The sequence below is a fragment of the Antarcticirhabdus aurantiaca genome (genome assembly GCF_009765365.1).
In the GTDB taxonomy this organism is placed as follows: Bacteria; Pseudomonadota; Alphaproteobacteria; order Rhizobiales; family Rhizobiaceae; genus Antarcticirhabdus; species Antarcticirhabdus aurantiaca.
In genome coordinates this window covers 257,260-281,176 of the sequence record NZ_VTOM01000001.1, presented here as the reverse complement: position 1 = coordinate 281,176, position 23,917 = coordinate 257,260, and the positions used below count along the sequence as shown (strand labels likewise).

General features: G+C 69.3%; 24 protein-coding genes. 11 read left to right on the top strand and 13 right to left on the bottom strand.

Features of this window, described 5'->3' with window-relative positions:
• Positions 1-2: 2 nt before the first annotated feature.
• Together accB and nac are read right to left on the bottom strand one after the other, a co-directional pair.
• Complete coding sequence (gene accB / locus FZN60_RS01395) at positions 3-446, bottom strand: acetyl-CoA carboxylase biotin carboxyl carrier protein (RefSeq protein WP_158870272.1); 444 nt, start codon at positions 444-446, stop codon at positions 3-5.
• Between the two features lie 108 nt (positions 447-554).
• Entirely contained in the window at positions 555-1,493 is a 939-nt protein-coding gene (gene nac / locus FZN60_RS01390; RefSeq protein ID WP_158870652.1) for a nitrogen assimilation transcriptional regulator NAC, read from the bottom strand.
• 134 nt (positions 1,494-1,627) lie between these two features.
• Between nac and FZN60_RS01385 the strand changes: the two genes are divergently transcribed.
• Both FZN60_RS01385 and FZN60_RS01380 read left to right on the top strand, forming a co-directional pair.
• Positions 1,628-2,836, top strand: a complete 1,209-nt coding sequence (locus FZN60_RS01385; protein WP_158870271.1) for an aspartate transaminase — start codon at positions 1,628-1,630, stop codon at positions 2,834-2,836.
• 18 nt (positions 2,837-2,854) lie between these two features.
• Positions 2,855-3,514, top strand: a complete 660-nt coding sequence (locus tag FZN60_RS01380) for an RraA family protein (protein ID WP_158870269.1) — start codon at positions 2,855-2,857, stop codon at positions 3,512-3,514.
• A 433-nt stretch (positions 3,515-3,947) separates the two neighbouring features.
• Here the strand turns inward: FZN60_RS01380 and FZN60_RS01375 are convergent, their stop codons facing one another.
• The 4 genes from FZN60_RS01375 to FZN60_RS01360 all read right to left on the bottom strand — a co-directional run bounded on the left by FZN60_RS01375 (position 3,948) and on the right by FZN60_RS01360 (position 7,006).
• On the bottom strand, positions 3,948-4,118 hold the full coding sequence (locus tag FZN60_RS01375) for a hypothetical protein (RefSeq protein WP_210253405.1): 171 nt from the start codon (positions 4,116-4,118) through the stop codon (positions 3,948-3,950).
• A gap of 395 nt (positions 4,119-4,513) precedes the next feature.
• On the bottom strand, positions 4,514-5,173 hold the full coding sequence (locus tag FZN60_RS01370) for a DedA family protein (RefSeq protein WP_158870265.1): 660 nt from the start codon (positions 5,171-5,173) through the stop codon (positions 4,514-4,516).
• 395 nt (positions 5,174-5,568) lie between these two features.
• Complete coding sequence (locus FZN60_RS01365; protein ID WP_158870263.1) at positions 5,569-5,865, bottom strand: hypothetical protein; 297 nt, start codon at positions 5,863-5,865, stop codon at positions 5,569-5,571.
• A gap of 400 nt (positions 5,866-6,265) precedes the next feature.
• Complete coding sequence (locus FZN60_RS01360; RefSeq protein WP_158870261.1) at positions 6,266-7,006, bottom strand: SDR family NAD(P)-dependent oxidoreductase; 741 nt, start codon at positions 7,004-7,006, stop codon at positions 6,266-6,268.
• Between the two features lie 81 nt (positions 7,007-7,087).
• Between FZN60_RS01360 and FZN60_RS01355 the strand changes: the two genes are divergently transcribed.
• Positions 7,088-7,744, top strand: coding sequence for a TetR/AcrR family transcriptional regulator (locus tag FZN60_RS01355; protein ID WP_158870259.1), 657 nt, complete (start codon positions 7,088-7,090; stop codon positions 7,742-7,744).
• Between the two features lie 209 nt (positions 7,745-7,953).
• A complete protein-coding gene (locus FZN60_RS01350) occupies positions 7,954-8,748 on the top strand; it encodes a hypothetical protein (RefSeq protein WP_246726516.1) in 795 nt (264 codons plus the stop codon).
• A 37-nt stretch (positions 8,749-8,785) separates the two neighbouring features.
• Here FZN60_RS01350 and FZN60_RS01345 read toward each other — a convergent pair whose 3' ends face one another.
• The 3 genes from FZN60_RS01345 to gyrB form a co-directional block, all read right to left on the bottom strand.
• Entirely contained in the window at positions 8,786-9,130 is a 345-nt protein-coding gene (locus FZN60_RS01345; protein ID WP_158870257.1) for an amidohydrolase family protein, read from the bottom strand.
• A 4-nt stretch (positions 9,131-9,134) separates the two neighbouring features.
• Positions 9,135-9,482, bottom strand: a complete 348-nt coding sequence (locus FZN60_RS01340; protein ID WP_158870255.1) for a hypothetical protein — start codon at positions 9,480-9,482, stop codon at positions 9,135-9,137.
• A 251-nt stretch (positions 9,483-9,733) separates the two neighbouring features.
• A complete protein-coding gene (gene gyrB, locus FZN60_RS01335) occupies positions 9,734-12,202 on the bottom strand; it encodes a DNA topoisomerase (ATP-hydrolyzing) subunit B (RefSeq protein ID WP_158870253.1) in 2,469 nt (822 codons plus the stop codon).
• A gap of 221 nt (positions 12,203-12,423) precedes the next feature.
• On the opposite strand from gyrB, the gene FZN60_RS01330 reads away from it, so the two are divergent.
• Entirely contained in the window at positions 12,424-13,851 is a 1,428-nt protein-coding gene (locus FZN60_RS01330; protein ID WP_158870251.1) for a cytochrome P450, read from the top strand.
• A gap of 95 nt (positions 13,852-13,946) precedes the next feature.
• A complete protein-coding gene (locus tag FZN60_RS01325) occupies positions 13,947-14,495 on the top strand; it encodes a DUF2937 family protein (RefSeq protein ID WP_158870249.1) in 549 nt (182 codons plus the stop codon).
• Between the two features lie 22 nt (positions 14,496-14,517).
• Here the strand turns inward: FZN60_RS01325 and fabI are convergent, their stop codons facing one another.
• Genes fabI through fabA form a run of 3 tightly spaced genes read right to left on the bottom strand, consistent with a single transcriptional unit; the run spans position 14,518 to position 17,144 of the window.
• On the bottom strand, positions 14,518-15,363 hold the full coding sequence (gene fabI / locus FZN60_RS01320) for an enoyl-ACP reductase FabI (RefSeq protein WP_158870247.1): 846 nt from the start codon (positions 15,361-15,363) through the stop codon (positions 14,518-14,520).
• Between the two features lie 5 nt (positions 15,364-15,368).
• Complete coding sequence (gene fabB / locus FZN60_RS01315) at positions 15,369-16,586, bottom strand: beta-ketoacyl-ACP synthase I (protein WP_158870245.1); 1,218 nt, start codon at positions 16,584-16,586, stop codon at positions 15,369-15,371.
• Positions 16,587-16,613: 27 nt separating this feature from the next.
• Positions 16,614-17,144, bottom strand: a complete 531-nt coding sequence (gene fabA / locus FZN60_RS01310) for a 3-hydroxyacyl-[acyl-carrier-protein] dehydratase FabA (RefSeq protein ID WP_158870243.1) — start codon at positions 17,142-17,144, stop codon at positions 16,614-16,616.
• 112 nt (positions 17,145-17,256) lie between these two features.
• On the opposite strand from fabA, the gene FZN60_RS01305 reads away from it, so the two are divergent.
• The gene (locus tag FZN60_RS01305) at positions 17,257-17,703 is read left to right on the top strand and encodes a hypothetical protein (protein WP_158870241.1); all 447 of its coding nucleotides are present in this window, start codon (positions 17,257-17,259) and stop codon (positions 17,701-17,703) included.
• A 122-nt stretch (positions 17,704-17,825) separates the two neighbouring features.
• Positions 17,826-18,299, top strand: a complete 474-nt coding sequence (irrA, locus tag FZN60_RS01300) for an iron response transcriptional regulator IrrA (protein ID WP_158870239.1) — start codon at positions 17,826-17,828, stop codon at positions 18,297-18,299.
• 115 nt (positions 18,300-18,414) lie between these two features.
• Here irrA and FZN60_RS01295 read toward each other — a convergent pair whose 3' ends face one another.
• Positions 18,415-18,948: an SH3 domain-containing protein gene (locus FZN60_RS01295; RefSeq protein WP_158870648.1), complete on the bottom strand. Its 534-nt coding sequence runs from the start codon at positions 18,946-18,948 to the stop codon at positions 18,415-18,417.
• A 252-nt stretch (positions 18,949-19,200) separates the two neighbouring features.
• On the opposite strand from FZN60_RS01295, the gene FZN60_RS01290 reads away from it, so the two are divergent.
• The 3 genes from FZN60_RS01290 (at position 19,201) to FZN60_RS01280 (ending at position 23,912) form a co-directional block, all read left to right on the top strand.
• Positions 19,201-20,202, top strand: a complete 1,002-nt coding sequence (locus tag FZN60_RS01290) for a 2-hydroxyacid dehydrogenase (RefSeq protein WP_158870237.1) — start codon at positions 19,201-19,203, stop codon at positions 20,200-20,202.
• A 182-nt stretch (positions 20,203-20,384) separates the two neighbouring features.
• Positions 20,385-22,226 (top strand): NAD(P)/FAD-dependent oxidoreductase, encoded by a 1,842-nt coding sequence (locus FZN60_RS01285; RefSeq protein ID WP_158870235.1) that lies wholly within the window; start codon positions 20,385-20,387, stop codon positions 22,224-22,226.
• A 285-nt stretch (positions 22,227-22,511) separates the two neighbouring features.
• Positions 22,512-23,912, top strand: coding sequence for a nucleobase:cation symporter-2 family protein (locus FZN60_RS01280; RefSeq protein WP_158870233.1), 1,401 nt, complete (start codon positions 22,512-22,514; stop codon positions 23,910-23,912).
• Positions 23,913-23,917: the final 5 nt, after the last annotated feature.

Here is a 23,917-nt window from a genome sequence, read left to right as displayed (position 1 = left end):
CCTCACGCGAGCGTCAGGAGCGGCTGTCCGGCATCGACGTCCTCGCCGGGCGAAACGAGGATCGCCTCCACCGTGCCGGCGCGCTCGGCGCGGATCTCGTTGAACATCTTCATGGCCTCGACCAGGCAAAGGACCTCGCCGGCCGACACCGCCCGGCCGGTTTCCACGAAAGGCGGCGCGTCGGGCGACGGGCGGAAGTGGACGACGCCGGACAGCGGCGAACGGACGGTCCTGTCCGCCGCCGGAGCAGCGGGCTCGCCGGACCGGGGCGCGGCAGGGGCGGCGGCCACCGCCTTGCCGGCCGGCGCGGTCGCGGCCTGCGCAGTGCCAACTTGGCCGGCGGCCCGGGTCAGGCGGAGCGTCCAGCCCTCCTTCGCGACCTGCATCTCGGACAGGTCGGAGGCCGCCATCGCCTCCATCAGAACCTTGATCTCGTCGATATCCATGGCCGGGCCCAACCGTCTCGCCGCGGGGAGCGGCGATCCTCGGCAAAAGGTTACCGAGGCGCCGGGCGCGCATCCAAGACGGATTGTCTCTGTGTGGATAAGGGCAGCTTATGTCGCGGGAGCACCGGTCTCCGGCGACGCCGCGAAGCCCGGCAGCTCGGCGGCAAGCTCCAGGAGAATGTCCTTCACGGCCTGGGCGGGCTCCGACAGCGGGAGATGGTCGGACTCGCAGAGTGCCAGCGGCGCCTCGATCGAGGGCTCGACGATGCGGCACAGCCAGGCGTCGCACGAGGCCACGACCTGGCGCGCCATGGATTCGGGCAGGATCGTCGCGCCCAGCCCCTCGGCCATGACGGCCGTCAGCGTCCCGTCCGATTCGATCTCGGCGACGACTCTCGGCACGATGCCGATCCCGGCGCAGGCGTCATCCACCATCTTGCGCACGACGTTGTAGGGCCGCGGGAGGTAGAGTTCGCGTCCGGCGATGTCGCCGAGGGGCACCTGCGCGGCGGGCGGCGGCGGCATGTCGCCGTGCCCGACGAGGAACAGCCGCTCGGACAGAAGGGGACGGAAGGCGAGGCCGTGGACCGCGACGCGCCCGCCGTAAAGCACCGCCATGTCCATCCGCCCGTTCATGACGAGCTCGGACAGGGTCGTCCCATAGGTCTCGTTGAGGTAGAGGAGGATGCCCGGATGCCGGGCCCGGACCGTCCTGAGCAGCGGCACCGCGAGGCCGGCCGCAGCCGTTCCCGGCGCGAGGCCGACGGAAACCGAGCCGGACAGTTCGCGCCCGGCCGCGCGCATCTCCGTCATGGCCTGCTGGCACTGGCGCAAGATGACCTGGGCATGGCGATAAAGCACCTCGCCGGCCTGCGTCGGCGTGACGCCGCGCTTGGTGCGCAGGAGAAGCTGCTGGCGCACCTCGCCCTCCAGCGTCGCGAGCTGCTGGCTCAATGCCGGCTGCGCCACGTGAAGGATGTCCGCCGCCTGGGTGAGGCTGCCGACGTCGACGATCTTCACGAAGTAGTGCAGGCGTCTGAGGTTCATCATGCGCGTGGCCCCCTGCATCCCGCCTGCCGAGATATAAGCGTTGGCTATCAGGGCAGAGCCAACTCGTCTTAGCCTCGCGCAAGGAGCGGGACTAGCGTCCGGCGGACATCGTCAGCCGGGATGACCAAACCTTGACCTCGATCCACGTCGCCGAGCGCGTCAGGCGCATCAAGCCCTCGCCGAGTTCCTCGGCGGCCGACCGGGCCAACCAGCTCAAGCGCGAGGGCCGCTCGATCGTCAGCCTCGTGGTCGGCGAGCCGGACTTCGATACGCCCGCCCACATCCGCGAGGCGGCGGCCAAGGCGATGAACGCGGGCGCGACGCGCTACACCGCCTTGCCCGGCACCGTGGAGCTTCGCCAGGCGATCGCCGCCAAGCTGAAGCGCGAGAACGGGCTCGACTACGACATCACCGAGATCATCGTCGGCAACGGCGCAAAAAGCGTCATCTACACGGCCCTGGCCGCGACGCTGGAGCCGGGCGACGAGGTGATCGTTCCGGCACCCTACTGGGTCTCCTACCCCGACATGGTGCTCGCCTGCGACGGAACGCCCGTCGCGGTCGCCTGCACGGAGGACGAGGGCTTCAAGCTCACCGCGCAGAAGCTCGAAAGCGCGATCACCCCCAAGACGCGCTGGCTGATCCTGAACTCGCCGTCCAACCCGACCGGCGCCACCTATTCGATCGAGGCGTACAAGGCGCTCGCCGCCGTTCTCGCGCGCCACCCGCACGTGCTGGTGATGACCGACGACATCTACGAGCACATCCGCTTCGAGGGCGGCACCGCGCCTCATCTCCTCAACGCCGCGCCCGAGCTGCGCGAGCGCACGCTCGCCGTCAACGGCGTCTCCAAGACCTACGCCATGACGGGCTTCCGCATCGGCTGGGCGGCCGGGCCGCGCGAGCTGATCCGCGCCCTCGACACGCTGACCTCGCAGTCGGCGGGCAACAGCTGCTCGGTGAGCCAGGCGGCGGCCGCCGCGGCGCTGAACGGCGACCAGAGCTTCGTCGCGGAAAGCCTCGCGACCTACCGCGAACGGCGCGACGCGATTGCCGCCGGCATCAACGCCATTCCCGGCCTGTCCTGCCGCCTGCCGGAGGGCGCCTTCTATCTTTTCGTCAACTGCGCGGGCCTCATCGGCAAGCGCACGCCGGACGGCAAGGTGCTGGCGACCGACAACGATGTCGTCCTTTACCTTCTCGAACGTGTCGGCGTTGCCGTGGTCGCGGGCACGGCCTACGGCCTGTCGCCCTATTTCCGGCTGTCGATCGCGACCTCGATCGAGATTCTCAACGACGGCCTCGCGCGGATCGCCAAGGCGGTCGGCGACCTCGCCTAACCCGAACGGAGCGGCTCCATGCCCACCATCGAGACGAACCCGAACGCCGAGCCGGTGGATGCCGACATCCTGCGGCGCCTGCGCGAGATTCCCGTCGCGCTCCTCAGCGACCAGCTCCACCGCAACCGCGGGACGGCGCTTCTCAAACCCTATCACAGCCCCGCGCCGATGGCCGGCACGGCGCTGACGGTGAGGACGCGCGGCGGCGACAACCTCGCCATCCTGCGCGCCTTCCACCAGTGCCGCCCGGGCGACGTCCTCGTGATCGATGCGGACGGAGAAACGGCCAACGCGCTCGTCGGCGGCATCATGACGTTCCACGCCGCCACGATCGGCATGGCGGGCATGGTGCTGGACGGCGCCGTGCGCGACATCGCCGAACTGGGCGCGCGCACCTTCCCGGTCTATGCGCGCGGCCACACGCATCGCGGCCCCTACAAGGACGGCCCCGGCGCAATCAACGTGCCCGTCAGCGTCGGCGGCATGCTGGTCCATCCCGGCGACATCGTCGTCGGCGATCAGGACGGCATCCTCGCCTTCGGTCGCCAGGAGGCCGAGACGGTGATCGCCGGCGCCCTCGCCCAGCACGCCAAGGAAGAAGCGACGATGCAGGCCATTCGCGAGAATCGCTGGGACCTGTCCTTCGTCGACGCGCTGGAAGCGAGAGCCGTGAACTGATGGCGGTTCCGCAGGACCGCGGCACCGGCGCCTGCCTGCCGAGAGGTTGGGGAGCAAGCTCCGCGGCGGCCCCAAATCTCGCGCGGCGGAGAGGCTGAACCGCTGCCGATCCCATTCCCGAGCCTGTCGACCGAGGCGACCGTCGGTTGACAGGCCCAACCAATGCTCGGCCCCATGCCGAGGCGTCGGGGTGGACGCGCTGCCGGTAACGTGCCTTCGGGATGCGCGACGGATCGTCGAGCAGCGACGTGATCGGGTCGAGGGCCATCGCCCCTTGCCTCGCTGAACGATTGGGCGGTCGTGCTCGCACAGAAGAGAGTGACGTCGACACCGCATCGCCAGCGTCGTGCCGTGCCGTGCGATCCTCATTCCCTACACGGGCTGCGGAGCGAACCCGTCGCTCCCCCGCGCGTCACGAAGGCAGGCTCGTCCCTCAGGTCGCGCCGCCGAGAACCTTCCGTCGAGCCGCCGCCTTGCGGTTGGCACGTTCGATACGCGCCTCCTTGTCCCGCTCGGCTTGCAGTCGAGCCTCCTTCAGCCGCTTCGATTTCTCGCTTGTCGTCTCCGGCTTGGGACCGCCTGGAGGTGTCTGATCGTGAACCATCGCCTCTTCCAACATCCCCTTGCAGCATCCCGCTCCGGGAGACCGATCCCCGGGCATCCCGGGATCCGGTTCAGCCCCGGCGGCAAACATGCGCGCTTTCACAGTCGAGCGGCAAGCACCCTGACCGACATCAGGGGCTTAGCCGATTCACCGTCGCTGAATGACCAAAAAGTGGGTGAACCTTCCGGCATAGGCGGCCACCGAAGTGCCGGTGATCATCTCGATGAGCGTCTGCCCGAACGGCTTCATTGGCCCCGCGTCGGGATACGCCCGCGCGAAAGCGCCCGCGGCGACATGCCGGCGGTTCGGCGCTCCTGCGATCCATTTCGTGGAACGTCAAAGCCTTCCGATTGAAGCGATGATGGTGCGCCGGCCCGCGCCGCGGCGCTCCGGCCTCACGCGACCGGGCGGGGAGCGGCCAGTCTGCGGCGGGGCCGGTTGGCGCCGGCCATGCGCTTGCCGACGAGGACGGTGCCGACCACGGTGAGCGCGAGAACGAGGCCGACGATGCCGAAGGCGCCCTCGCCGCTCATCGCCCCGACCTCGCCGGCGCCCCGCGCGCCCAGGAAGCCCGGCGCCAGCATCAGCGGCGCCCACAGGGCGGCGGAGGCGACGTTGGCGATCTGGAAGCGTGCCTGCCCCATCGCCATCATGCCCGCGACCAGCGGCACGGTGGAGCGGATCGGCCCGAGGAAGCGCCCAAGAAAGACCGCGGCGAAGCCGTAGCGTCGGAAGAACAGGCGGGTTCGGGCGACTGCGGGCCGGTAGCGCCGCAGGAGCGGACGGTGGACGATGCCCGGTCCCAGCCAGCGGCCGATGAAATAGGAGACGATGTCGCCGAGGATCGCTCCGAGGATCGCGCCGGCCAGCACCGGCAACGGCTCGACGAGGCCTGCTCCGGCCAGGCCACCGATCAGCAGCATGATCGCGGTGGCCGGAATGAGGAGCCCGACCAGAACCAGCGACTCGCCGAGCGCGATCAGCGCGACGATGACGAAGGCCCAGCCCTGGTGGGCCTGGATGAAGGTGCCGAGGTCGGCGAGATGGGATTCCATGTGACTGCCGCATTGTCGCCGAAGGTGCTTGTCGACGATCGTTGAAGGACATGAACGGGTTGCACGCTCACGCTGAACGATGCTGCCCGGCACGAGCGAGGCGTCGCCGCGCCGCCCGTACCTATCCCTTGACGAGGTTAAGCCCGCACTTCGCCTGTCCGCCTCGACCGGTCCGCCGCGACCACACCGTCTGGGGTCCCGGTGTCGCACGACGTCCGGCAGGAAGCATCGTACCAGCCCCGCTTCGAGAGGTCCCGCGATCTGTCGGACACAACCGCGTCAACCGCTTCCGCCTGTTCCTCCGTATCCCGGAGCTGCGTCGTGGCGAGAAGAAGGTCCCGCGCATGGACGCGCGGCGCCTCGCCCCAACGTGTGAGCAAGCTCAAGGAAGACGATCAGGCGTCGGCTTCCTCGGCCCCCGCGCTCATGCTGAAGGCATCAGCGCAGAGCGGCGTCGTTTCCGCGAGGATCTGCTCGGCCGGGGTCATGCCCGTCCAGATCACGAAGACCTGGGTCGCCGTGCGCCAAGGATCGTCGAAAGTCTGCTGGACGAGGATCGGGGCGGCCTCGCCGACGCACTCGGTGATGGCGGCCACCTGCTCGCGCGAGACGTCTCCGAACCGATCCCGGATCTCGGCCTCGAGGGGCTGGATCAGGAAGAAGGAAACGAGGGCGGCGACGAACTCCTGCATGCGAAACTCCGTGAGGTGTCCGACATCACGAGAGGGATCTCTCGCCAGAGGGGCCCGGACGGATGCAACGCAGATGGTGGCGGTCAGGACGCCCCGCAATCCCTCGGCCCCGGCCAGAGCTGTTCAAGCGGCGGTCCCGGCCATCATGCGGATCGGGAGCACGGCACAGGGCACGAGCCGGTGACCGGTCGCCGCCACGGTCTGAAAGCCCGGTTCGTCGATCCGCAGGTCGTCGTTGATCGCGGTGCTGCCCGAGCGGCTCGAGGCGAGAGCGGCGGGATCGAAGACCGTCCCGCCTCCGATCCCATCGAGGGTTCACGCTCGCATCGGCTTGGCGCCGCCGACGGGATCGCGACGCCGTCCCTGCGGCACGTCGCCGACAGGCCGGCGGGCGGCGACGTCAGGTGAGCTGGCCACCGTCGACGTTGAGGATCGCGCCGCTGACGTGGCGGGCGGCGGGGCTGGCGAGAAAGGCGACGGCGGCCGCCACGTCCTGCGGCGCGCCGTAGCGGCCGAGCGGGATCAAGTTCCGCTGGAAGTCGGCGAAGGGGCCGTCGGCTGGGTTCATGTCCGTGTCGGTCGAGCCCGGCTGCACGAGGTTCACCGTGATGTCGCGCGGCCCGAGCTCGCGGGCGAGGCCGCGCGTGAAGGATTGCAGCGCCGACTTCGTCATGAAGTAGATCGTTCCCGTGTCGCCGACGATGCGGTCGGCTCCGCCCGAGCCGATCGTGACGATCCGGCCGCCCGCCGGCAGGTGCGGCATGGCCGCCTGCGCGGCGAGGATGGTGCCGCGCACGTTGACCGCGAAGAGCTCGTCGATGGTCTCTGGGCTGACCTCGGCGATGGTCGCGTAGGCCGCGATGGCGGCGTTGTTGACGAGAATGTCGAGGCCGCCGAGCGCGGCGACCGCTTCCTCGACGGAGCGCCGGACCGCCGCGGGATCCGCCGCGTCGGCCCGGATCGCGACGCCGCGGCGCCCCTTCCCCTGGATCGCCTCGACGACTTCGGCTGCGCGTTCGGCGGAACGCCCGTAGGTGATCGCGACGTCGGCGCCGCCCTCGGCGAGCGCCAGGGCGATGGCGGCGCCGATGCCGCGGGCACCGCCGGTCACCAGGGCGCGCTTGTTGTGCAGGTCATTCATGGTCGATTCTTTCTGTAACGATCGATATGAAATTAGCTACGCGGCTTGCCGGCTTCCGTCAATGGGATTAAATAGTGATCGATGCAAAAATCGGATGACACAGGACCCGCTGCGTGCGCCGCAGCCGTCCCCCGGCCGCGGGGGCGGCCCCGGGCCTTCGACCGCGACGTGGCGCTCAGGAAGGCGGTGCGGTTGTTCTGGCTGCGCGGCTTCGAAGCGACCTCGATCGCCGACCTGACGGCGGAGCTCGGCATCGGCGCGCCGAGCCTCTACGCCGCCTTCGGCTCCAAGGAGGCTCTCTATGCCGAGGCGCTGCAACGCTATGCCGAGGACAACGAAGCCTATGTCTGGGCGGAGTTCCGGGCCGCCGCCACGGCGCGCGAGGCGGTGCGCTCGCTCCTGTCGAACTCGGCCGCAGCGCTCACCGGCTGCGTCGCCGACCTGCCGCGCGGGTGCATGGTGACGCTGTCGCAGGTCGGGAGCGAAGGGCACGAGGCGCTGGGCGAACTCGTGCGGGCGGCACGCGGCGTGACCCTGGAGCGCTTGACGGCTCGGTTCGACGCGGCCGTGGACGCGGGCGAGATCCCCGCCGCCACCGACCGGCATGCCCTCGCCCGCTTCGTCCAGACCGTTCAGGCGGGCATGTCGATCCTCGCCCGCGACGGCGCGACCGGCGACGAGCTGCAGGCGGTTGCCGACCTCGCGATGGACTGTTGGGACGCCCGGCTCGCACGCTGAGGCCGCTCACCATGTCGAGCCGAGGGGAAAGTGCGCGCCGATAGCCGAACGTCGGCATCGAGGAACAAGGGGCGGAAAGCTGCCGATCCGCAAACGCCCCTTCGAAGACGTTACGAGGGTTGATTAGAATCCCGAAGGCGGCTTTCCCTCACCCAATCGGGATCCCTGGGGCTGTCGGCAGACGCCGTGGAACGAGCGAAAGGCAGTAGATGCCGATGGAGACGAACACGGTCGACCACGCGGCTCTCTCGCTCGTCTCGGCCGAACAAAGGCCGGACCTCGTTCCGGCTTTCGCCGCGCTCAGTGCACCGGTATGGCCGACCTTCCTGGACGGCGATCGAGCCATCGTCGAGTGCTGGGATGACCTCTACGCGCACGGGCTCTCCCGCTACCAGTTCGCGGTCGTGCAGACGCACGAGGATGGCGAAGAGCGCGTCCTGGCGACCTCGAACAGCATCCCGTTCGAATGGGCGAACCCTGGCGACGACGCCACCTTGCCGGACGGGGGATGGGACGAGGTGCTTCGGGCAGGCGCGGACGCAGCGATCGGTGGGCGGACCTGCAACGCTCTCTCGGCCCTCTCCATCGTCGTCTCGCCTGAGCGGCGCGGTTCCGATCTGGCCGAGCGGCTTCTTCGCAACATGAAGACGAGCGCGATCGCGGGCGGCTTGCGGGCGCTCGTCGCGCCGGTCCGGCCGACGAGGAAGGCGAGCTATCCGCTGACCTCATTCGGTGATTACGCGGGTTGGACGACGCCCGATGGCGCGCCGTTCGATCCCTGGGTCCGCAAGCACCACCAGCTCGGCGCGCGGATCGTCGGGATCGCATCTCGCTCGATGACCGTCTCCGCCTCGCTCGACCAGTGGACGGAATGGACCGGCCTGCGCTTTCCGCGCTCGGGCGCCTACCACGTCGAAGGTGGCCTCGCCCCGGTGATGGCAGACTGCGCCACCGATCTAGGCATCTACGAAGAGCCGAGCATCTGGCTTCGGCACCCGTTCTAAGGCGCCTTCCAGCCGTTCTCGACGAAAACGGATGCGCTCAAGAGCGGTCGTCGTCCGCCCGCAGGCGACCGTCGGCCATTGCGCTGAGTTCCGCGAGATAGAGGCTGACCGACGATGCGGGAAGGAAGCTGGTCGTGAAGCTGTTGCGAACGAGCTGGAGAACCTCCGCACGCGTCAGCGCACCCTCGGTCACGAGCGCGATGTAGTTCTCCGTGATCGAACCGAACCAAGCTGGATCGTCGGAATGCAACGACGGGCGCATCCCGTCCGCGAGCATCCGGCGAACGGGATGTGTCGATCCGCGCGCAGTTTCGACGCCGATCGACGTGGCGACCTGTTGAGTGTGCTGATGCCGGCAATGGCAACCGGCTGCGCCGATCAACAGCCTAGGCCGCCTCATCCTCTGCCATCTCACGCTCCGCGTCGTGCTCGGCCAGTCGGTTAGCCATCAGCACCATCTCGTTCGCCAGGATGGTGAACTGCGCCTGCACCTCAGCACGAAGTTCGGCGGCCTGCTCGACGCTCTGGCCGCCACCCATCGCCGGGACGTCGTCGCCCTGGACGGCGGTGAACTTGTCCATGATGACACGGGTCTGCTCAGCCGATGGGCCGCCGGCCGAACGCAAGCGATCCAGCCAGAGGTGCTGAAGCATGACCTTCAGCGCGTGGTTGGCGGCAACGGTCTGGAGGCTGCGGGCTTCGAGTGCCTGAAGGTGGGCTTCGATGTCGGACATGGTGCGGCTCCGATGGTGGATGCGCGACGTCGCATCCTGGTGCCGGGGCATGGGACCCGTGGGAGAGTTGCCCTGTCAAAACCTAACGGGATCGGCTCGGTCCGCTCTCGGCGCCACCCTTCCTTTGCTTACTCGGGCTGCATCACCCCGCACCTGTGACCACGCTGTGACCACGGCTAGGAACGCACAAAGAAGCCCAGCAGAAAACATTGTTTCCACTGAGATATTTCACCGGCCTGACGTTTTAGCCCTCAGATGTCGAGGTTGGCGACGGACAGGGCGTTGTCTTGGATGAACTCGCGGCGGGGCTCGACCTCGTCGCCCATGAGGCGGGAGAAGAGCTGGTCGGCGTCGGTCACGTCGTTGATCTTGACCTGGAGGAGCGAGCGCACGCTCGGATCGAGCGTGGTTTCCCAGAGCTGCTCGGGGTCCATCTCGCCCAAGCCCTTGTAGCGCTGGAGCGAGAGGCCGCGGCGACCGACGGCGAAGACCGCGTCGAGGAGTTCCATCGGGCCGCCGATGAAGCGGGTCTCGTCCTTGCGGGCGAGAACCGGCATCTCGCCGTGGATGGCGCCGAGGCGCTCGGCGAGGCGCGTCATCTGGAGGGCGTCGCCGGAATTGATGAGCGCCGCGTCAAGGACGGCTGCCTCCTTAACGCCGCGCAGCGTGCGGTTGAAGCGATAGCCGCCGTCAATGACCTCGCCTTCCCATCCGCGCTCGGTCTCCTCGGCGAGCGCGTCCATGCGCTCGGCGATCCGGGCGACGAGCCGGGCGCCGAGGCCTTGGCTGTCGCCCACCGCTTCGGGCGTCAGGGCGCCCACCACCGCCGCCTGCTCGACGAGCCGGCGGTCGTAGCGCGTGTGGAGGCCTTGCAGCACCTGGCGCAACGCCAGCGCGTCCTCGACGGCGGACCGCAGGCGCTGGCCGGTGAGCTTCTCGCCCGAGCCCAGCGTCAGGACGGCGTCCTCGAGGCCGGTATCGACGAGGTAGTTCTCCAGCGCCCGCTCGTTCTTCAGGTACTGGCTCTGCTTGCCGCGCGTCACCTTGTAGAGCGGCGGCTGGGCGATGAAGACGTGGCCGCGCTCGATCAATTCGGGCATCTGCCGGAAGAAGAAGGTGAGGAGCAGCGTGCGGATATGGGCGCCGTCGACGTCGGCGTCCGTCATGATGATGATCTTGTGGTAGCGCAGCTTGTCGGCGTTGAAGCGGTTGGCGTGCCCCTCCGACTGGCCGATGCCGGTGCCGAGCGCGGTGATCAGCGTGCCGATCTGGTCGGAGGAGATCATTCGGTCGAAGCGCACGCGCTCGACGTTGAGGATCTTGCCGCGCAGCGGCAGGATCGCCTGGTTCTGGCGCGAGCGCGCGCCCTTGGCCGAGCCGCCGGCCGAATCGCCCTCGACGATGAAGATCTCGCTCTTCGCCGGGTCCTTTTCCTGGCAGTCGGCGAGCTTGCCCGGCAGGGTCGAGACGCTCATGACGTCCTTGCGGATCGTCTCGCGGGCGCGCCTGGCCGCCTCGCGGGCGGCGGCGGCCTGGATGACCTTGCCGACGATCTGCCGGCCCTCGTTCGGGTGCTCCTCGAACCAGGTCGCGAGGGCCTCGTTCATGGCGCTCTCGACCACCGGGCGCACTTCGGAGGAGACGAGCTTGTCCTTGGTCTGCGAGGAGAACTTCGGGTCCGGCACCTTGACCGACAGGACGCAGGTCAGCCCTTCGCGGCAGTCGTCGCCGGTGAGCTGGACCTTTTCCTTCTTCGTCAGGCCTGAGGTGTCGGCATAGCCCGTCACCTGCCGCGTCAGCGCGCCGCGAAAGCCCGCCATGTGCGTGCCGCCGTCGCGCTGGGGGATGTTGTTGGTGAAGCAGAGCACGGTCTCATGGTAGGAATCGTTCCACCACAGCGCCGCCTCGACGGTGATGCCGTCGCGCTCGCTCATCACGGTGATGGGCGCGGGCAGGATCGGCTTCTTGGAGCGGTCGAGATAACGGGCGAAGGCCTCGAGCCCGCCCTCGTAGAACAGCTCGGTGCGCTTCTCGTCGGCCGGGCGCTTGTCGGTGAGGACGATGCGGACCCCGGAGTTCAGGAAGGCGAGCTCGCGCAGGCGATGCTCCAGCGTGCCGTAGTCGAAGTCGACGACGCCCTTGAAGGTCGCGTCGCTCCCCTCCCCGCCGGTATGGGGCATGAAGGTGACCTCGGTGCCGGTCTCGGGACCCGCGTCGCCGGTGACGGTGAGCGGCCCGTCGGCGGCGCCGTGGGAGAAGCTCATCTCGTGGATCTTGCCCTTGCGGCGGATCTTGAGCTTGAGGCTGCTCGACAGGGCGTTGACGACGGACACGCCGACGCCGTGAAGGCCGCCGGACACCTTGTAGGAATTCTGGTCGAACTTGCCGCCCGCATGGAGCTGGGTCATGATGACCTCGGCCGCCGAGACGCCTTCGCCCGTGTGGATGTCGGTCGGGATGCCGCGGCCGTTGTCGGTCACCGTGCAGGAGCTGTCGGGGTTCAGCGTGACGGTGACGAGCGTCGCGTGGCCGGCCAGCGCCTCGTCGATGGCGTTGTCGACGACCTCGTAGACCATGTGGTGGAGACCCGAGCCGTCGTCGGTGTCGCCGATATACATGCCCGGCCGCTTGCGAACCGCGTCCAACCCCTTCAGAACCTTGATGGAATCGGCGCCGTATTCGGCTTCGCGACCGTGGTTCAGGTCAAACGCTTCGGACATGATCTTCCTTGATGTTCGGAGCCGTCGGTCGGACCCGGCGGGCAGCGGCCGGCGCCCCATCGGCAGGCGACGGAGGGACCAGGCGGGCCCATCCGCGAAATGCGGGTCGCGGCTTCTCCACGACCTCACCTATATAAGGGGTAGACCCCGCCGATCCAAGGAAAAAGGCCCGTTTTCCCGCCCTTTTCGCCCCTTCGCAGCAACCTTCGGACAGTCCTTCCATGAGCCTGCCACACGCCTCCGGGCATTCGTCGGCCGCATCGGCTTCCGCCTCCTCGCCCACGTCCGCCGCCCGGGCCTTCCGGCCGCCGGCGCCGGTGCCGCCGGAGGCGCCGCGCAGGACCGTCAGCTTCGTGCTCGCGGCGGCGCGCAACCCCCTGGAGATCTGGAGCCGCCGCGCCTTCCGCGAGCCGGTGTCGCGCGCCGACTGGCTGGGCGTCCCGACCTTCACGATCAACGATCCCGCCCTGATCCGTCACTGCCTCGTCGACAATGCCCGCAACTACGCGATGCAGCCGCTGCGCCAGCGCCTCCTGCGCCCGATCCTGCGCGACGGCCTCCTGACCGCCGAGGGCGAGCTTTGGCGGCGCACGCGCCGGGCGATGGCGCCGGTCTTCACGCCGAAGAACATCCTCGGCTTCGCGCCGGTCATGCGGGCGCGAACGGAAGGCTTCGCCGAGCGCCTGATGGCGCGGGACGGCGAGACCGTTGACCTGTCCTTCCAGATGACGCTCCTCACCTACGATATCCTGCAGGCGACGCTGTTCTCCGACGACATCGCCGGCGAGCCTCAGGCCTTCGCCCGCTCGATGGAGCGGACGATCGCGCAGATGGGTCGGGTCGACCCGCTCGACATCCTCAACGCGCCGGCCTTCCTGCCGCGGCTGGGGCGGCTCGCCGCCCGCGGCGCGCAGGAGCATCTGCGCCAAGTGATCCGCGCCACCGCGGAAAAGCGCCGGGCGCTCCTCGCCGCGGATCCCGAGCGCGCGCCGAACGACTTCCTGACGCTTCTCCTGAAGACGGACGGCCTCTCAGAAGCCGAGATCGAGGACAACATCGTCACCTTCATCGGTGCCGGTCACGAAACGACGGCCCGGGCGCTGGGCTGGACGCTCTACCTTCTCAGCCAGGCGCCGGAGGAGCGTGCGGCCGTCGAGGCCGAGGTCGACGCGCTGCTGCCGGAGCTTCCCGATCCCGCCACCTGGCTCGACCGCCTGCCGCGCACCCGCGCGGCGCTGGAAGAGGCGATGCGGTTCTACCCGCCCGCTCCCTCCCTCAACCGCACGGCCATCGCGGCCGACAGCTTCGGGAGCACCGACATCCCCGCGGGATCGACGGTGCTGTTCCTGCCCTGGATCCTCCATCGGCACGAGACGCTCTGGGAGGCGCCGGACGAGTTCCGCCCGGCGCGCTTCCTGCCGGAGAACCGCGGGCGCATCGACCGCTTCCAGTACCTGCCCTTCGGGGCCGGTCCGCGGGTCTGCATCGGCGCGAGCTTCGCGCTGCAGGAAGGGGTGATCGCGCTGGCGGGTCTGGTGCGGCGGCTGCGGTTCCATCACGCGGGCACGCGGGCGCCCTATCCGGTGCAGCGGATCACGATCCAGCCGCGCGGCGGACTGCCGATGCGCATCGAGCGGCGGCCGAACTAGGGCGCAATCTGGAGCCGTCTAGTCAAATCGACGCGTTTCGTGGTTAATCGTCATGAATGCGGCGACGGCCGCGCCGCTTTCGATGGTTCGACTGCATGCAGCCCCTTCTCACCCGCACGGTGCCCGCGATCGCCCTGGCCTTGAGCTTCGGTCAGGCCGGCGAGTTCGCGCAGCAATACCTGCAGCGGCTGGGCGGGGCGGCGGACGCGCTGCGCAACGTCGTCGAGCGCTTCGACGTCGGCGCCGCGGCCGCGGGCATGACGCGGAACGAAGCGCTGGTGCGGCTGGAGAGCAATCCGGACGCCTTCGTCGCCCGCCAGGGCTCCGACGCCGCAGAGACCGTCCGGGAGTTCGAGGCGGCGGAGCGGCGCTATCGCAAGCTGGTCACGGCCGCGCCCTTCGCGACCGTGTTCGTCATCGCCGCCGATCCCGATTGGCGCGTGATCCTGCGCACTGCGGCCGACTTCGCACCCGCCATCCCCGTCGGAGCGGGCGGGCTGCTTCTGACCTTTGTCGGCTTCATGCTCGGCTGGCTGGGCGGGACGACGGTCGAAGGCGCCGTGCGCCTCCTGCGCCGTCGGCGTCTGCGGCACGCCCTGGCGGCCCCCGCCGGCGGCTTCCACCACCGGCCGCCCGTTCTGTGAGCGGCCGGCCGGAGACTGGCCGTCAGCGCTCCTCGTCGGCGGGCGCCGCGCCGGCTTCGACCTTGAGCCTGTCCTGCGCCTTGAGTTCGTCCAGCGCCGGCATCGACATGACGTTGTAGCCGGAATCGACGTAGTGGATCTCGCCGGTGACGCCGTCCGCGAGTTCGGACAGGAGGTAGAGCACCGCCCCGCCGACTTCCTTGATCGTGACGTTGCGGCGCATCGGCGAGTTGACGCGCTGGTAGTTGAACATCAGCCGCGCGTCCGAAACTCCGGCGCCCGCCAGGGTGCGCACCGGGCCGGCGGAGACCGCGTTGACGCGGATGTTGCGCGGGCCGAAGTCGGCGGCGAGATAGCGCACCGAGGCTTCCAGGGCCGCCTTGGCGACGCCCATGACGTTGTAGTTCGGCATGACCCGCGTCGAGCCGCCATAGGTCATGGTCACCAGCGAGCCGCCGTTCGGCATGATCGCCACCGCCCGCCGGGCGAGCTCCGTGAAGGAGAAGCAGGAGATCAGCATGGTGCGCGTGAAGTTCTCGCGCGTCGTGTCGGCGTAGAGGCCCTTCAGCTCGTTCTTGTCGGAAAAGGCGATGGCGTGGACGAGGAAGTCGATGCCGCCCCATTCGCGCTTCAGCGTCTCGAACACGGCGTCCATCGAGGCGGCGTCCTCGACGTCGCAGGGCAGGATCAGCCGGCAGTCGATCTCGTCGGCGAGCGGCTTCACCCGCTTGCCGAAGGCCTCGCCCTGATAGGTCAGCGCGATCTCGGCGCCCTGCGCGTGGAGCGCCTTGGCGGCGCCCCAGGCGATGGAATTGTGGTTGGCGACGCCCATCACGAGGCCCCGCTTGCCCTTCATCAGATCGCCCATGGCACTCAATCCGTCACGCGTTGGAAGACGAGGCAGGCGTTGGTGCCGCCGAAGCCGAAGGAGTTCGACAGGACGCGATCGATCTTCGCGTCGTCGATCCGCTCGCGCACGATCGGGATGCCTTCGAACTCCGGGTCGAGCTCGTCGATATGGGCGCTCTTGGCGATGAAGCGGTCGCGCATCATGATCAGCGAGTAGATCGCCTCGTGGACGCCGGTGGCGCCCTGGCTGTGCCCGGTGAGCGACTTGGTGCCGGAGATCGCCGGGATCTGGTCGCCAAAGACCTCGCGGATCGCCTGGATCTCCATGCGATCCCCGACCGGCGTCGCCGTGGCGTGCGGGTTGATGTAGTCGATCGGCCCGTCGAGGTTCGCCAGCGCCTGGCGCATGCAGCGCACCGCGCCCTCGCCGGAGGGCGCGACCATGTCGGCGCCGTCGGACGTCGCACCGTAGCCGACGATCTCGCCGTAGATGGTGGCGCCCCTCGCCTTGGCCCGCTCGTACTCCTCGAGCACGAGGACGCCCGCCCCGCCCGCGATCACGAAGCCGTCGCGGCGCGCATCATAGGCGCGGGACGCCACGGCCGGCGTGTCGTTGAAGTCGGAGGAGAGCGCGCCCATCGCGTCGAAGAGAACCGACAGCGTCCAGTGGAGGTCCTCGCAGCCCCCCGCGAACATGACGTCCTGCTTGTTCCAGGCGATCGTCTCGTAGGCGTTGCCGATGCAGTGGCTGGAGGTCGAGCAGGCCGAGGAGATCGAGTAGTTGACGCCCTTGATCTTGAACCAGGTGGCGAGCGTCGCGGAGGCCGTCGAGCTCATCGCCTTGGGGACGACGGTCGGCCCGACGCGCTTCGGCCCCTTCTCGCGGGTGACGTCGGCGGCCTGCACGATCGACTGCGTCGAGGCCCCGCCCGAGCCCATGATGATGCCGGTGCGCTCGTTCGACACGTCCTCCGGCGACAGGCGCGCGTCAGCGATCGCCTGGTCCATGGCGACGTGGTTCCAGGCGGTGCCGCCGCCGTGGAAGCGCAGCGCCCGCCGGTCGAGAACCGTGATCGGGTCCAGCGTCGGCTTGCCGTGGACGTGCGAGCGGAAGCCGAGCTCGGCATATTCCGGCGCGAAGACGATGCCGGAGCGCGCGGCCTTCAGCGAGGCGGCCACCTCCTCGACATCGTTGCCGATGGCCGAGACGATGCCCATGCCGGTGACGACGACGCGCCTCATATCGAAATCCTCTCGCCCGAAGCCCTATCAGCCGCCCGCAACGGCCGGCTCCTCGTCCTTGAACAGGCCCACCCGAAGGTCGGACGCGCGATAGATGACCTCGCCGTCGGCCTTCATCCACCCCTGCGCGATGCCGAGCTTGAGCTTGGAGCGCATGACGCGCCGGAACTCGACGCCGTACTCGACGAGCTTGACCTTCGGCGTCACCTGGCCGGTGAACTTCACCTCGCCGACGCCCAGCGCGCGGCCCCGGCCCTCTTCGCCGAGCCAGCCGAGATAGAAGCCGGTGAGCTGCCAGAGCGCGTCGAGGCCGAGACACCCCGGCATGACCGGGTCGCCCTTGAAGTGGCAGGCGAAGAACCAGAGGTCGGGGTTGACGTCGAACTCGGCCCGGATCGATCCTTTGCCGAACTCGCCGCCATCGGTGGTGACCTCGGTGATGCGGTCGAACATCAGCATGGGCGGCAGCGGCAGCTGGGCGTTGCCGGGGCCGAACAACCGGCCCTCGCCGCATGCCAGGAGGTCGTTCTTGTCGAAGGAAGTCTTGGCTATCGTCATGTTCCGCTCAAAGCCCGCCGCCTGTCAGCGGACGCCTGCTCGCCGCTGTTCGGCACGCGCCCTTAGCACAGCCGCCCAAGGAGGCAAAACCGGCCGGAGCCGCCGCCGTTCCTTGTGCGGCGCACTTCTGCGCTTCTGCAGCGCGGCAACGGCCACCTCGCTGCTCCTCGCCGGACCGGCCTGGAGCGCTCCCGCCTGGCGCGGCAGCGGGGGCGCGGCCGGCGCCTACGAGAACGGCCGGGCGCTGCTGGAGCTCGCCTGCGAAGGAAGCCGCCTGCGCTTGTCGGCCTTCAGCCCCGGCACCGGCGGGCGCGGCGCCTCGCTGGCGGTCGAGGTCGGCGGCACCGCCTTCCTGCTCGACGCGGGCGCCCCGGGCCCGAACAGCCTCTCGGCCGTCGTGCCGCCGGCTCGCGCGGGCCTCCTCGTGGCGGCCTTGCGCAAGGGCAAGGCGGCGGAGGTGCGGGTGCCGGCGGGGCGCTACAGCGTGCCGCTCACCGGCTCGGGCGCCGCGCTGGCGCCGCTCGCCGCGGCCTGCGCGCCCGCCCCGCCTGGCGGCTGACGCGCCGTTCACATCTTGCACACCGGTGTTCGCGACCCATTATCTTGCAAAACAGGAGATTGATGCTCTAGAAAGCTGGCACAGAGCTTCATCCATTCCGCATGAGCTGAACGGCGTTTTCAATGCACAACCGATCCCGGCCCCACACCTTCTGCGTGTTCGAGCGCCTCCGGTCCGTCGGCCTGCGCCCGACGCGCCAGCGCGTGGCCCTGTGCAACCTGATGTTCGGCGCGGGCGATCGGCACCTTTCGGCCGAAGATTTGCACGAGGAAGCGCACAAGGCCGGCGAGCCGGTCTCGCTCGCCACGGTCTACAACACGCTCCATCAGTTCACCGATGCCGGCCTCGTGCGGCCGCTCTCGGCCGAAGGCCAGCGCACCTATTTCGACACCAACACCGACGACCACCACCACTTCTTCGTCGAGGACGACAACTCGATGATCGACATTCCGGACGGCGCGCTGCGCCTGTCGGACCTGCCGGAGCCGCCGGAAGGCATGGAGATCGTCAACGTCGACGTGGTCGTCCGCCTGCGCCGCAAGCGCGATGCCGGCGCCTCGAAGTCGTCCGTCGCCGTGAAGGTCGCGGCGGAGTAGGATCGCCGCAGCACACGATTTGCAGAAACAAACGAGGCGGGTTCGGCAATCGAACCCGCCTCGTTTGTTTTCGTGGGCATGGGCACCAGCCCCGCGGGGTGGTGCCCGGTTCCGCTCAGAACTGCTCGTCGGGGTAGACGCCCCAGAGCTCGTTCTGCTTGACGAAGCCGGCCCGGCTCGACACCTCGACGCTGCACCAGCCGGACTTGCATTCCTCGACGCTGGACACGACGCCCGGCTCCATCATCGCCACGAGCGGCGCGTCGGCGGCGGGCGTGCGGTGGATGTCGATCGTGGTCGGCTTGCCCTTCAGCCAGGGCGCGGCGATCGAGGTGCGCGAGCCCGACAGGAGCGAGTGGTAGACCCACCCTTCCGTGCCCTCCGAATCGCGGATGCGGCGCCACAGGTCGTATTCGCCGATGATCTCCACCGGCAGGCCGGGCTTCATGAACAGCCAGGACACCGGGTAGTCCTTGCCCGGGCCGATGCGCAGGTTCACCTTGGCCGACTTCAGCGAGGCGAAGCGCGGCAGCGGCAGGTCGGTCACCGGCCCGCGGCCGGCGGCGGCGATGGCGGCGGCCGTCGGCTTCTCCGGCTTGGGCGCGGCCGCGGCGACGGTCTCGGGCTGTGGGGCGCTGGTGGCCGGCATGATGGCGAAGCCCGCGGCAGCGACGAGCAGGGCGGCGACGGAGGCGAGAAGAATGCGGGGAGCGGACACGGCGCGGCGAATCCTTGGATGCTTGGGACCGCCCCGGCGGGCAGCCCTTTGTTTCAACCGCCGCTCCTTGGTAGGAAGGCGGCTCTCAGGGGGACACGCCGCCCAAGATGCTCCATGTCGGTTAATGACGGCTGAAGCTTTTCCGGCGCTGGAAGGCAAAAGGTAAGGCTGACGAGGAGTGGAATGACAGAGCGCCCGAAGCCCCTGGTCATCGTCACGCGGAAGCTGCCCGACGCCGTCGAGGCGCGCATGGCCGAGCTCTTCGACGCGCGGCTGAACCCGTCCGACCGACCGCTGACCCAGCCCCAGCTCGTCGCGGCCCTGCGCCAGGCGGACGTGCTCGTGCCGACCGTCACCGACCGGATCGACCGCGCGATGATCGCGCTCGCCGGTCCCCGGCTGAAGCTCATCGCCAACTACGGCAACGGCATCGACAACATCGACGTCGAGGCGGCGCTGTCGCGCGGCCTCATCGTCACCAACACGCCCAACGTCCTCGACGAGGACACGGCGGACATGACGATGGCGCTGATCCTGGCCGTGCCCCGCCGCCTCGTCGAGGGCGGCGTCCGCCTCTTGTCGGACGAGCCCTGGGCCGGCTGGTCGCCGACCGCCATGCTCGGCCGCCGGCTCGCCGGCAAGCGCCTCGGCATCCTCGGCATGGGCCGCATCGGCACGGCGGTCGCCCGGCGCGCCCGAGCCTTCGGGCTGGAGATCCACTACCACAACCGCCGCCGCGTCAGCGCCAAGACCGAAGCCGAGCTTGGCGCGACCTTTTGGGAGAGCCTCGACCAGATGCTCGCCCGGGCCGACATCGTGTCGATCCACTGCCCTTCGACGCCCGGCACCTTTCACCTTCTCTCGGCCCGGCGGCTGGCGCTGCTCCAGCCGCATGCCTTCGTGGTCAACACGGCGCGCGGCGACATCGTCGACGACGCGGCGCTGATCCGGATGATCGAGGCGGGTCAGCTCGCCGGCGCGGGCCTCGACGTCTTCGAGAACGAGCCGGCGATCGACCGCCGCCTCCTGAAGCTCGCCGCCGAGCACAAGGTCGTGCTCCTGCCGCACATGGGCTCGGCGACGATCGAGGCGCGCATCGACATGGGCGAGCGCGTCATCATCAACATCCGCACCCTCATGGACGGCCACCGCCCGCCGGACCGCGTGCTGCCCGGCCGCGCCTGATCGCCGGGCGGCCTTCGACCGAAAGTCGTATTCCTCGGCCACCGGAACGGGCGCAGACTGTTCCGGCAGTGCGGTCGCTCCTCGAACGAGAAGCCGGACCACCGGCCATGGAGCCTCCGCGAGGAAACGGCAGAGCGCGAGACGCGCCCCGAGCGGCGCCTCGCAGCGGGAGGAGCGGATCCATGAGCGAGACCTTGGAGCGCCCGGGCACGGGCGCCCGGACGATCGGCGCGGCATCGCCGCGCGACACGGCGGAAGCCTGGCTGACGAGTTTCGGGCAGGCGCTTGAGAGCGGCGACGTCGAGGCGGCGGTCGCCCATTTCGCCGAAACCAGCTTCTGGCGCGACCTCGTCGCCTTCACCTGGAACATCAAGACGGTGGAGAACCGCGAGGGCGTGCGGGGGCTTCTGGACGGCACGCTCGCCGCAGCGAAGCCCTCCGCCTTCCGGCTCGACCCGAAGGAGGAGGTGACGGAGGCCGACGGCGTCACCGAGGCTTGGTTCACCTTCGAGACCGGGACGGGACGCGGCTACGGACACGTCCGCCTGAAGGACGGCCTCGCCTGGACGCTGCTCACCACCTTGCGCGAGCTGAAGGGCTTCGAGGAGCGAAAAGGGCCGCGCCGGGAGAAGGGCGTTCTCCACGGCATCGAGCAGGGCCGCCGCTCCTGGCAGGAGCGCAAGGACGAGGCCGACGCGCGCCTCGGCTACGAGGATCAGCCCTCCGTCGTCATCATCGGCGGCGGCCAGGGCGGCCTCGCGCTCGCCGCGCGGCTGAAGCGCCTGGGCGTGCCCGCGCTGATCGTCGAGAAGAACGAGCAGCCGGGCGACTCCTGGCGCAAGCGCTACAAGTCGCTCCACCTCCACGATCCCGTCTGGTACGACCACCTCCCCTACCTGCCCTTCCCCGACGACTGGCCGGTCTTCGCGGCCAAGGACAAGATCGCCGACTGGTTGAAGCACTACGCCTCGATCATGGAGCTGAACTTCTGGGGCAGGACGGTCGCCAAGTGCGCCGCCTTCGACGAGGCCAGGGGCGAGTGGACGCTGGTGGTCGACCGCGACGGCGAGGAGGTGACGCTTCGCCCCAAGCACATCGTCATGGCGACGGGCCTCTCGGGCAAGCCGAACAAGCCCCGCTTCCCCGGCATGGAGCGCTTCAAGGGCGTCCAGGAGCACTCCTCCGAGCACAAGGGGCCGGAGGGCTGGGCGGGCCGACGAGCCGTCGTCATCGGCTCCAACAACTCGGCCCACGACATCTGCGCCGCCCTCTGGGAACAGGGCGCCGACGTCACCATGGTGCAGCGCTCCTCCACCCACATCATCCGGTCCGACACGCTGATGGAGCTGGCGCTCGGCGGCCTCTACTCGGAAGAAGCGCTGGCGAACGGCATCACCACGGACAAGGCCGACCTGATCTTCGCCTCCGTGCCGTACCGGATCATGCACGAGTTCCACATCCCCGTGTACGAGGCGGCGAAGGCGCGCGACGCCGACTTCTACGACAGGCTGGAAAAGGCCGGCTTCGACCTGGACTTCGGCGAGGACGGCTCGGGCCTCTTCATGAAGTACCTGCGCCGCGGCTCGGGCTACTACATCGACGTCGGCGCCTCGGAGCTGATCGCCGACGGCAAGATCAAGCTCAAGGCCGGCCAGGTCTCCGAGATCACGGAACACGGCGTCAAGCTCGACGACGGCACGGAGCTGCCCGCCGACCTCATCGTCTACGCCACCGGCTATTCCTCGATGAACGGCTGGCTGGTCGACCTGATGGGCCAGAAGGCCGCGGACACGGTCGGCAAGTGCTGGGGCATGGGCTCGAACACCACGAAGGATCCCGGCCCCTGGGTCGGCGAGCTGCGCAACATGTGGAAGCCGACCGCCCTGCCGAACCTTTGGTTCCACGGCGGCAACCTCCACCAGTCGCGCCACTACTCGCAGTTCCTGTCGCTCCAGTTGAAGGCGCGGATGGAAGGCCTCTACACCCCGGTCTGGGGCCGCGAGGAGGTTCACCACAAGGCCTGAGCTCGGCCGCCTGCCGCTCCGGCCAGGATGCGCCGTTTCAGGTCGTGTCCGGGCCGCCCCCGTGGCGGGACGGTCGCACTCCTCCCGCGCCGTGACCCGTCACGGCCGCGCGCGCCCGGCGCCTTGCCGGCGCGCGTGGTCCTCGGCGCCGGGTCTCTGCATGTTTTTTATGCCTGCCGCTCGCCTGGGCAGTGACGGCTCGCGCGGACCGTGCGATCGTCAGGCGGCCGTAGAGGCGCCGGCCCTTGGATCCGCGGCGCCCGCAACCTGCCGAGGAGCCGCGCGATGACCGTTTCCGCCGTCCACCCGGTCGACGCCGCGCCGGCTCCCGCCCGCCTCGTGCCGCTCGCCCTCCAGCACGTCCTGGTGATGTATGCCGGCGCGGTCGCCGTGCCGCTGATCATCGGCCGGGCGCTGAACCTGTCGCCCGCCGAGGTCGCCTTCCTGATCAGCGCCGACCTCTTCGCCTGCGGCATCGCGACCCTCGTGCAATGCGTCGGCTTTCCCGGCGTCGGCATCCGCCTGCCGGTGATGATGGGCGTGACCTTCGCGGCGGTCGGCCCGATGCTCGCCATGGCAGCGAGCCCGGACATCGGCCTTCTCGGCATCTACGGCTCGGTGATCGCGGCCGGCCTCTTCGCCATTCTCGCCGCGCCGCTGATGGGCCGGCTGATCGCCCTCTTCCCGCCGGTCGTCACGGGAACCGTGATCCTCGTCATCGGCATCTCGCTGATGCGCGTCGGCATCAACTGGGCGGGCGGCGGCCAGCCGACGCTGCGCCAGACGATCGAGGGCCAAGCCGTCCAGGTCGCCAACCCAGCCTATGGCGACCCGGCCGGCCTCGGCCTCGCGCTCTTCGTGCTTCTCGTCATCCTCGCGCTGGTCAAATGGGGCCGCGGCTTCGTCGCCAACGTCGCGGTGCTGCTCGGCGTCGTCGCGGGCTGCGCGCTCGCGGCGATGATCGGCGCGATGAGCTTCGAGCGGGTCGGCGAGGCCGCGTGGTTCGGCCTCGTCCTCCCCTTCCACTTCGGCATGCCGACCTTCCACCTCGTGCCGATCCTGACCATGTGCCTCGTCATGATCGTCGTCATGGTGGAGTCGCTCGGCATGTTCCTGGCGCTCGGGCAGATGACCGGACGCGTCGTGGACAAGGCGTCGCTCACCCGCGGTCTTCGCGCCGACGGCGTCGGCACGCTGATCGGCGGCATCTTCAACACCTTCCCCTACACGTCCTTCTCGCAGAACGTCGGCCTCGTCGGCGTGACGGGCGTCAAGTCGCGCTGGGTGACGGCGGCGGGCGGCGCGATCATGCTGGTTCTCGGCCTGATGCCGAAGCTCTCGGCCCTCGTCGAATCGGTGCCCGTCACGGTGCTCGGGGGCGCCGGCATCGTGATGTTCGGCATGGTCGCGGCGACGGGCATCCGCATCCTCGCCGGCGTCGACTACGCGGCGTCTCGCAACAACCTCTTCGTGGTCGCCGTGTCGATCGGCATCGGCATGATCCCGCTCGTCGGCCCCGGCTTCTTCCACCACCTGCCCGCGGGTCTTCAGCCTCTCCTCGAATCCGGCATCCTTCTCGCCACCCTCACCGCCGTGGTCCTCAACCTCGCGCTCAACGGCCTCGCCAGCGAAGCGCAGGCGCGCGAGAACGCCCTCGCCGCATCGGCGGTGGCCGATCACGCCTAAGGACA

Excerpts from the sequence above, each read along its gene's own strand:
- FZN60_RS01330 (WP_158870251.1), top strand. The coding sequence starts at position 12,424 with ATGAGCCTGCCACACGCCTCCGGGCATTCGTCGGCCGCATCGGCTTCC.
- accB (WP_158870272.1), bottom strand. The coding sequence starts at position 446 with ATGGATATCGACGAGATCAAGGTTCTGATGGAGGCGATGGCGGCCTCC.
- fabA (WP_158870243.1), bottom strand. The coding sequence starts at position 17,144 with ATGACGATAGCCAAGACTTCCTTCGACAAGAACGACCTCCTGGCATGC.
- FZN60_RS01290 (WP_158870237.1), top strand. The coding sequence starts at position 19,201 with ATGACAGAGCGCCCGAAGCCCCTGGTCATCGTCACGCGGAAGCTGCCC.
- nac (WP_158870652.1), bottom strand. The coding sequence starts at position 1,493 with ATGAACCTCAGACGCCTGCACTACTTCGTGAAGATCGTCGACGTCGGC.
- FZN60_RS01360 (WP_158870261.1), bottom strand. The coding sequence starts at position 7,006 with ATGAATGACCTGCACAACAAGCGCGCCCTGGTGACCGGCGGTGCCCGC.
- FZN60_RS01280 (WP_158870233.1), top strand. The coding sequence starts at position 22,512 with ATGACCGTTTCCGCCGTCCACCCGGTCGACGCCGCGCCGGCTCCCGCC.
- gyrB (WP_158870253.1), bottom strand. The coding sequence starts at position 12,202 with ATGTCCGAAGCGTTTGACCTGAACCACGGTCGCGAAGCCGAATACGGC.
- FZN60_RS01380 (WP_158870269.1), top strand. The coding sequence starts at position 2,855 with ATGCCCACCATCGAGACGAACCCGAACGCCGAGCCGGTGGATGCCGAC.
- fabI (WP_158870247.1), bottom strand. The coding sequence starts at position 15,363 with ATGGGCGATCTGATGAAGGGCAAGCGGGGCCTCGTGATGGGCGTCGCC.
- FZN60_RS01295 (WP_158870648.1), bottom strand. The coding sequence starts at position 18,948 with ATGCCGGCCACCAGCGCCCCACAGCCCGAGACCGTCGCCGCGGCCGCG.
- FZN60_RS01365 (WP_158870263.1), bottom strand. The coding sequence starts at position 5,865 with ATGCAGGAGTTCGTCGCCGCCCTCGTTTCCTTCTTCCTGATCCAGCCC.
- fabB (WP_158870245.1), bottom strand. The coding sequence starts at position 16,586 with ATGAGGCGCGTCGTCGTCACCGGCATGGGCATCGTCTCGGCCATCGGC.
- FZN60_RS01285 (WP_158870235.1), top strand. The coding sequence starts at position 20,385 with ATGAGCGAGACCTTGGAGCGCCCGGGCACGGGCGCCCGGACGATCGGC.
- irrA (WP_158870239.1), top strand. The coding sequence starts at position 17,826 with ATGCACAACCGATCCCGGCCCCACACCTTCTGCGTGTTCGAGCGCCTC.
- FZN60_RS01340 (WP_158870255.1), bottom strand. The coding sequence starts at position 9,482 with ATGTCCGACATCGAAGCCCACCTTCAGGCACTCGAAGCCCGCAGCCTC.
- FZN60_RS01375 (WP_210253405.1), bottom strand. The coding sequence starts at position 4,118 with ATGGTTCACGATCAGACACCTCCAGGCGGTCCCAAGCCGGAGACGACA.
- FZN60_RS01370 (WP_158870265.1), bottom strand. The coding sequence starts at position 5,173 with ATGGAATCCCATCTCGCCGACCTCGGCACCTTCATCCAGGCCCACCAG.
- FZN60_RS01355 (WP_158870259.1), top strand. The coding sequence starts at position 7,088 with ATGCAAAAATCGGATGACACAGGACCCGCTGCGTGCGCCGCAGCCGTC.
- FZN60_RS01325 (WP_158870249.1), top strand. The coding sequence starts at position 13,947 with ATGCAGCCCCTTCTCACCCGCACGGTGCCCGCGATCGCCCTGGCCTTG.
- FZN60_RS01350 (WP_246726516.1), top strand. The coding sequence starts at position 7,954 with ATGCCGATGGAGACGAACACGGTCGACCACGCGGCTCTCTCGCTCGTC.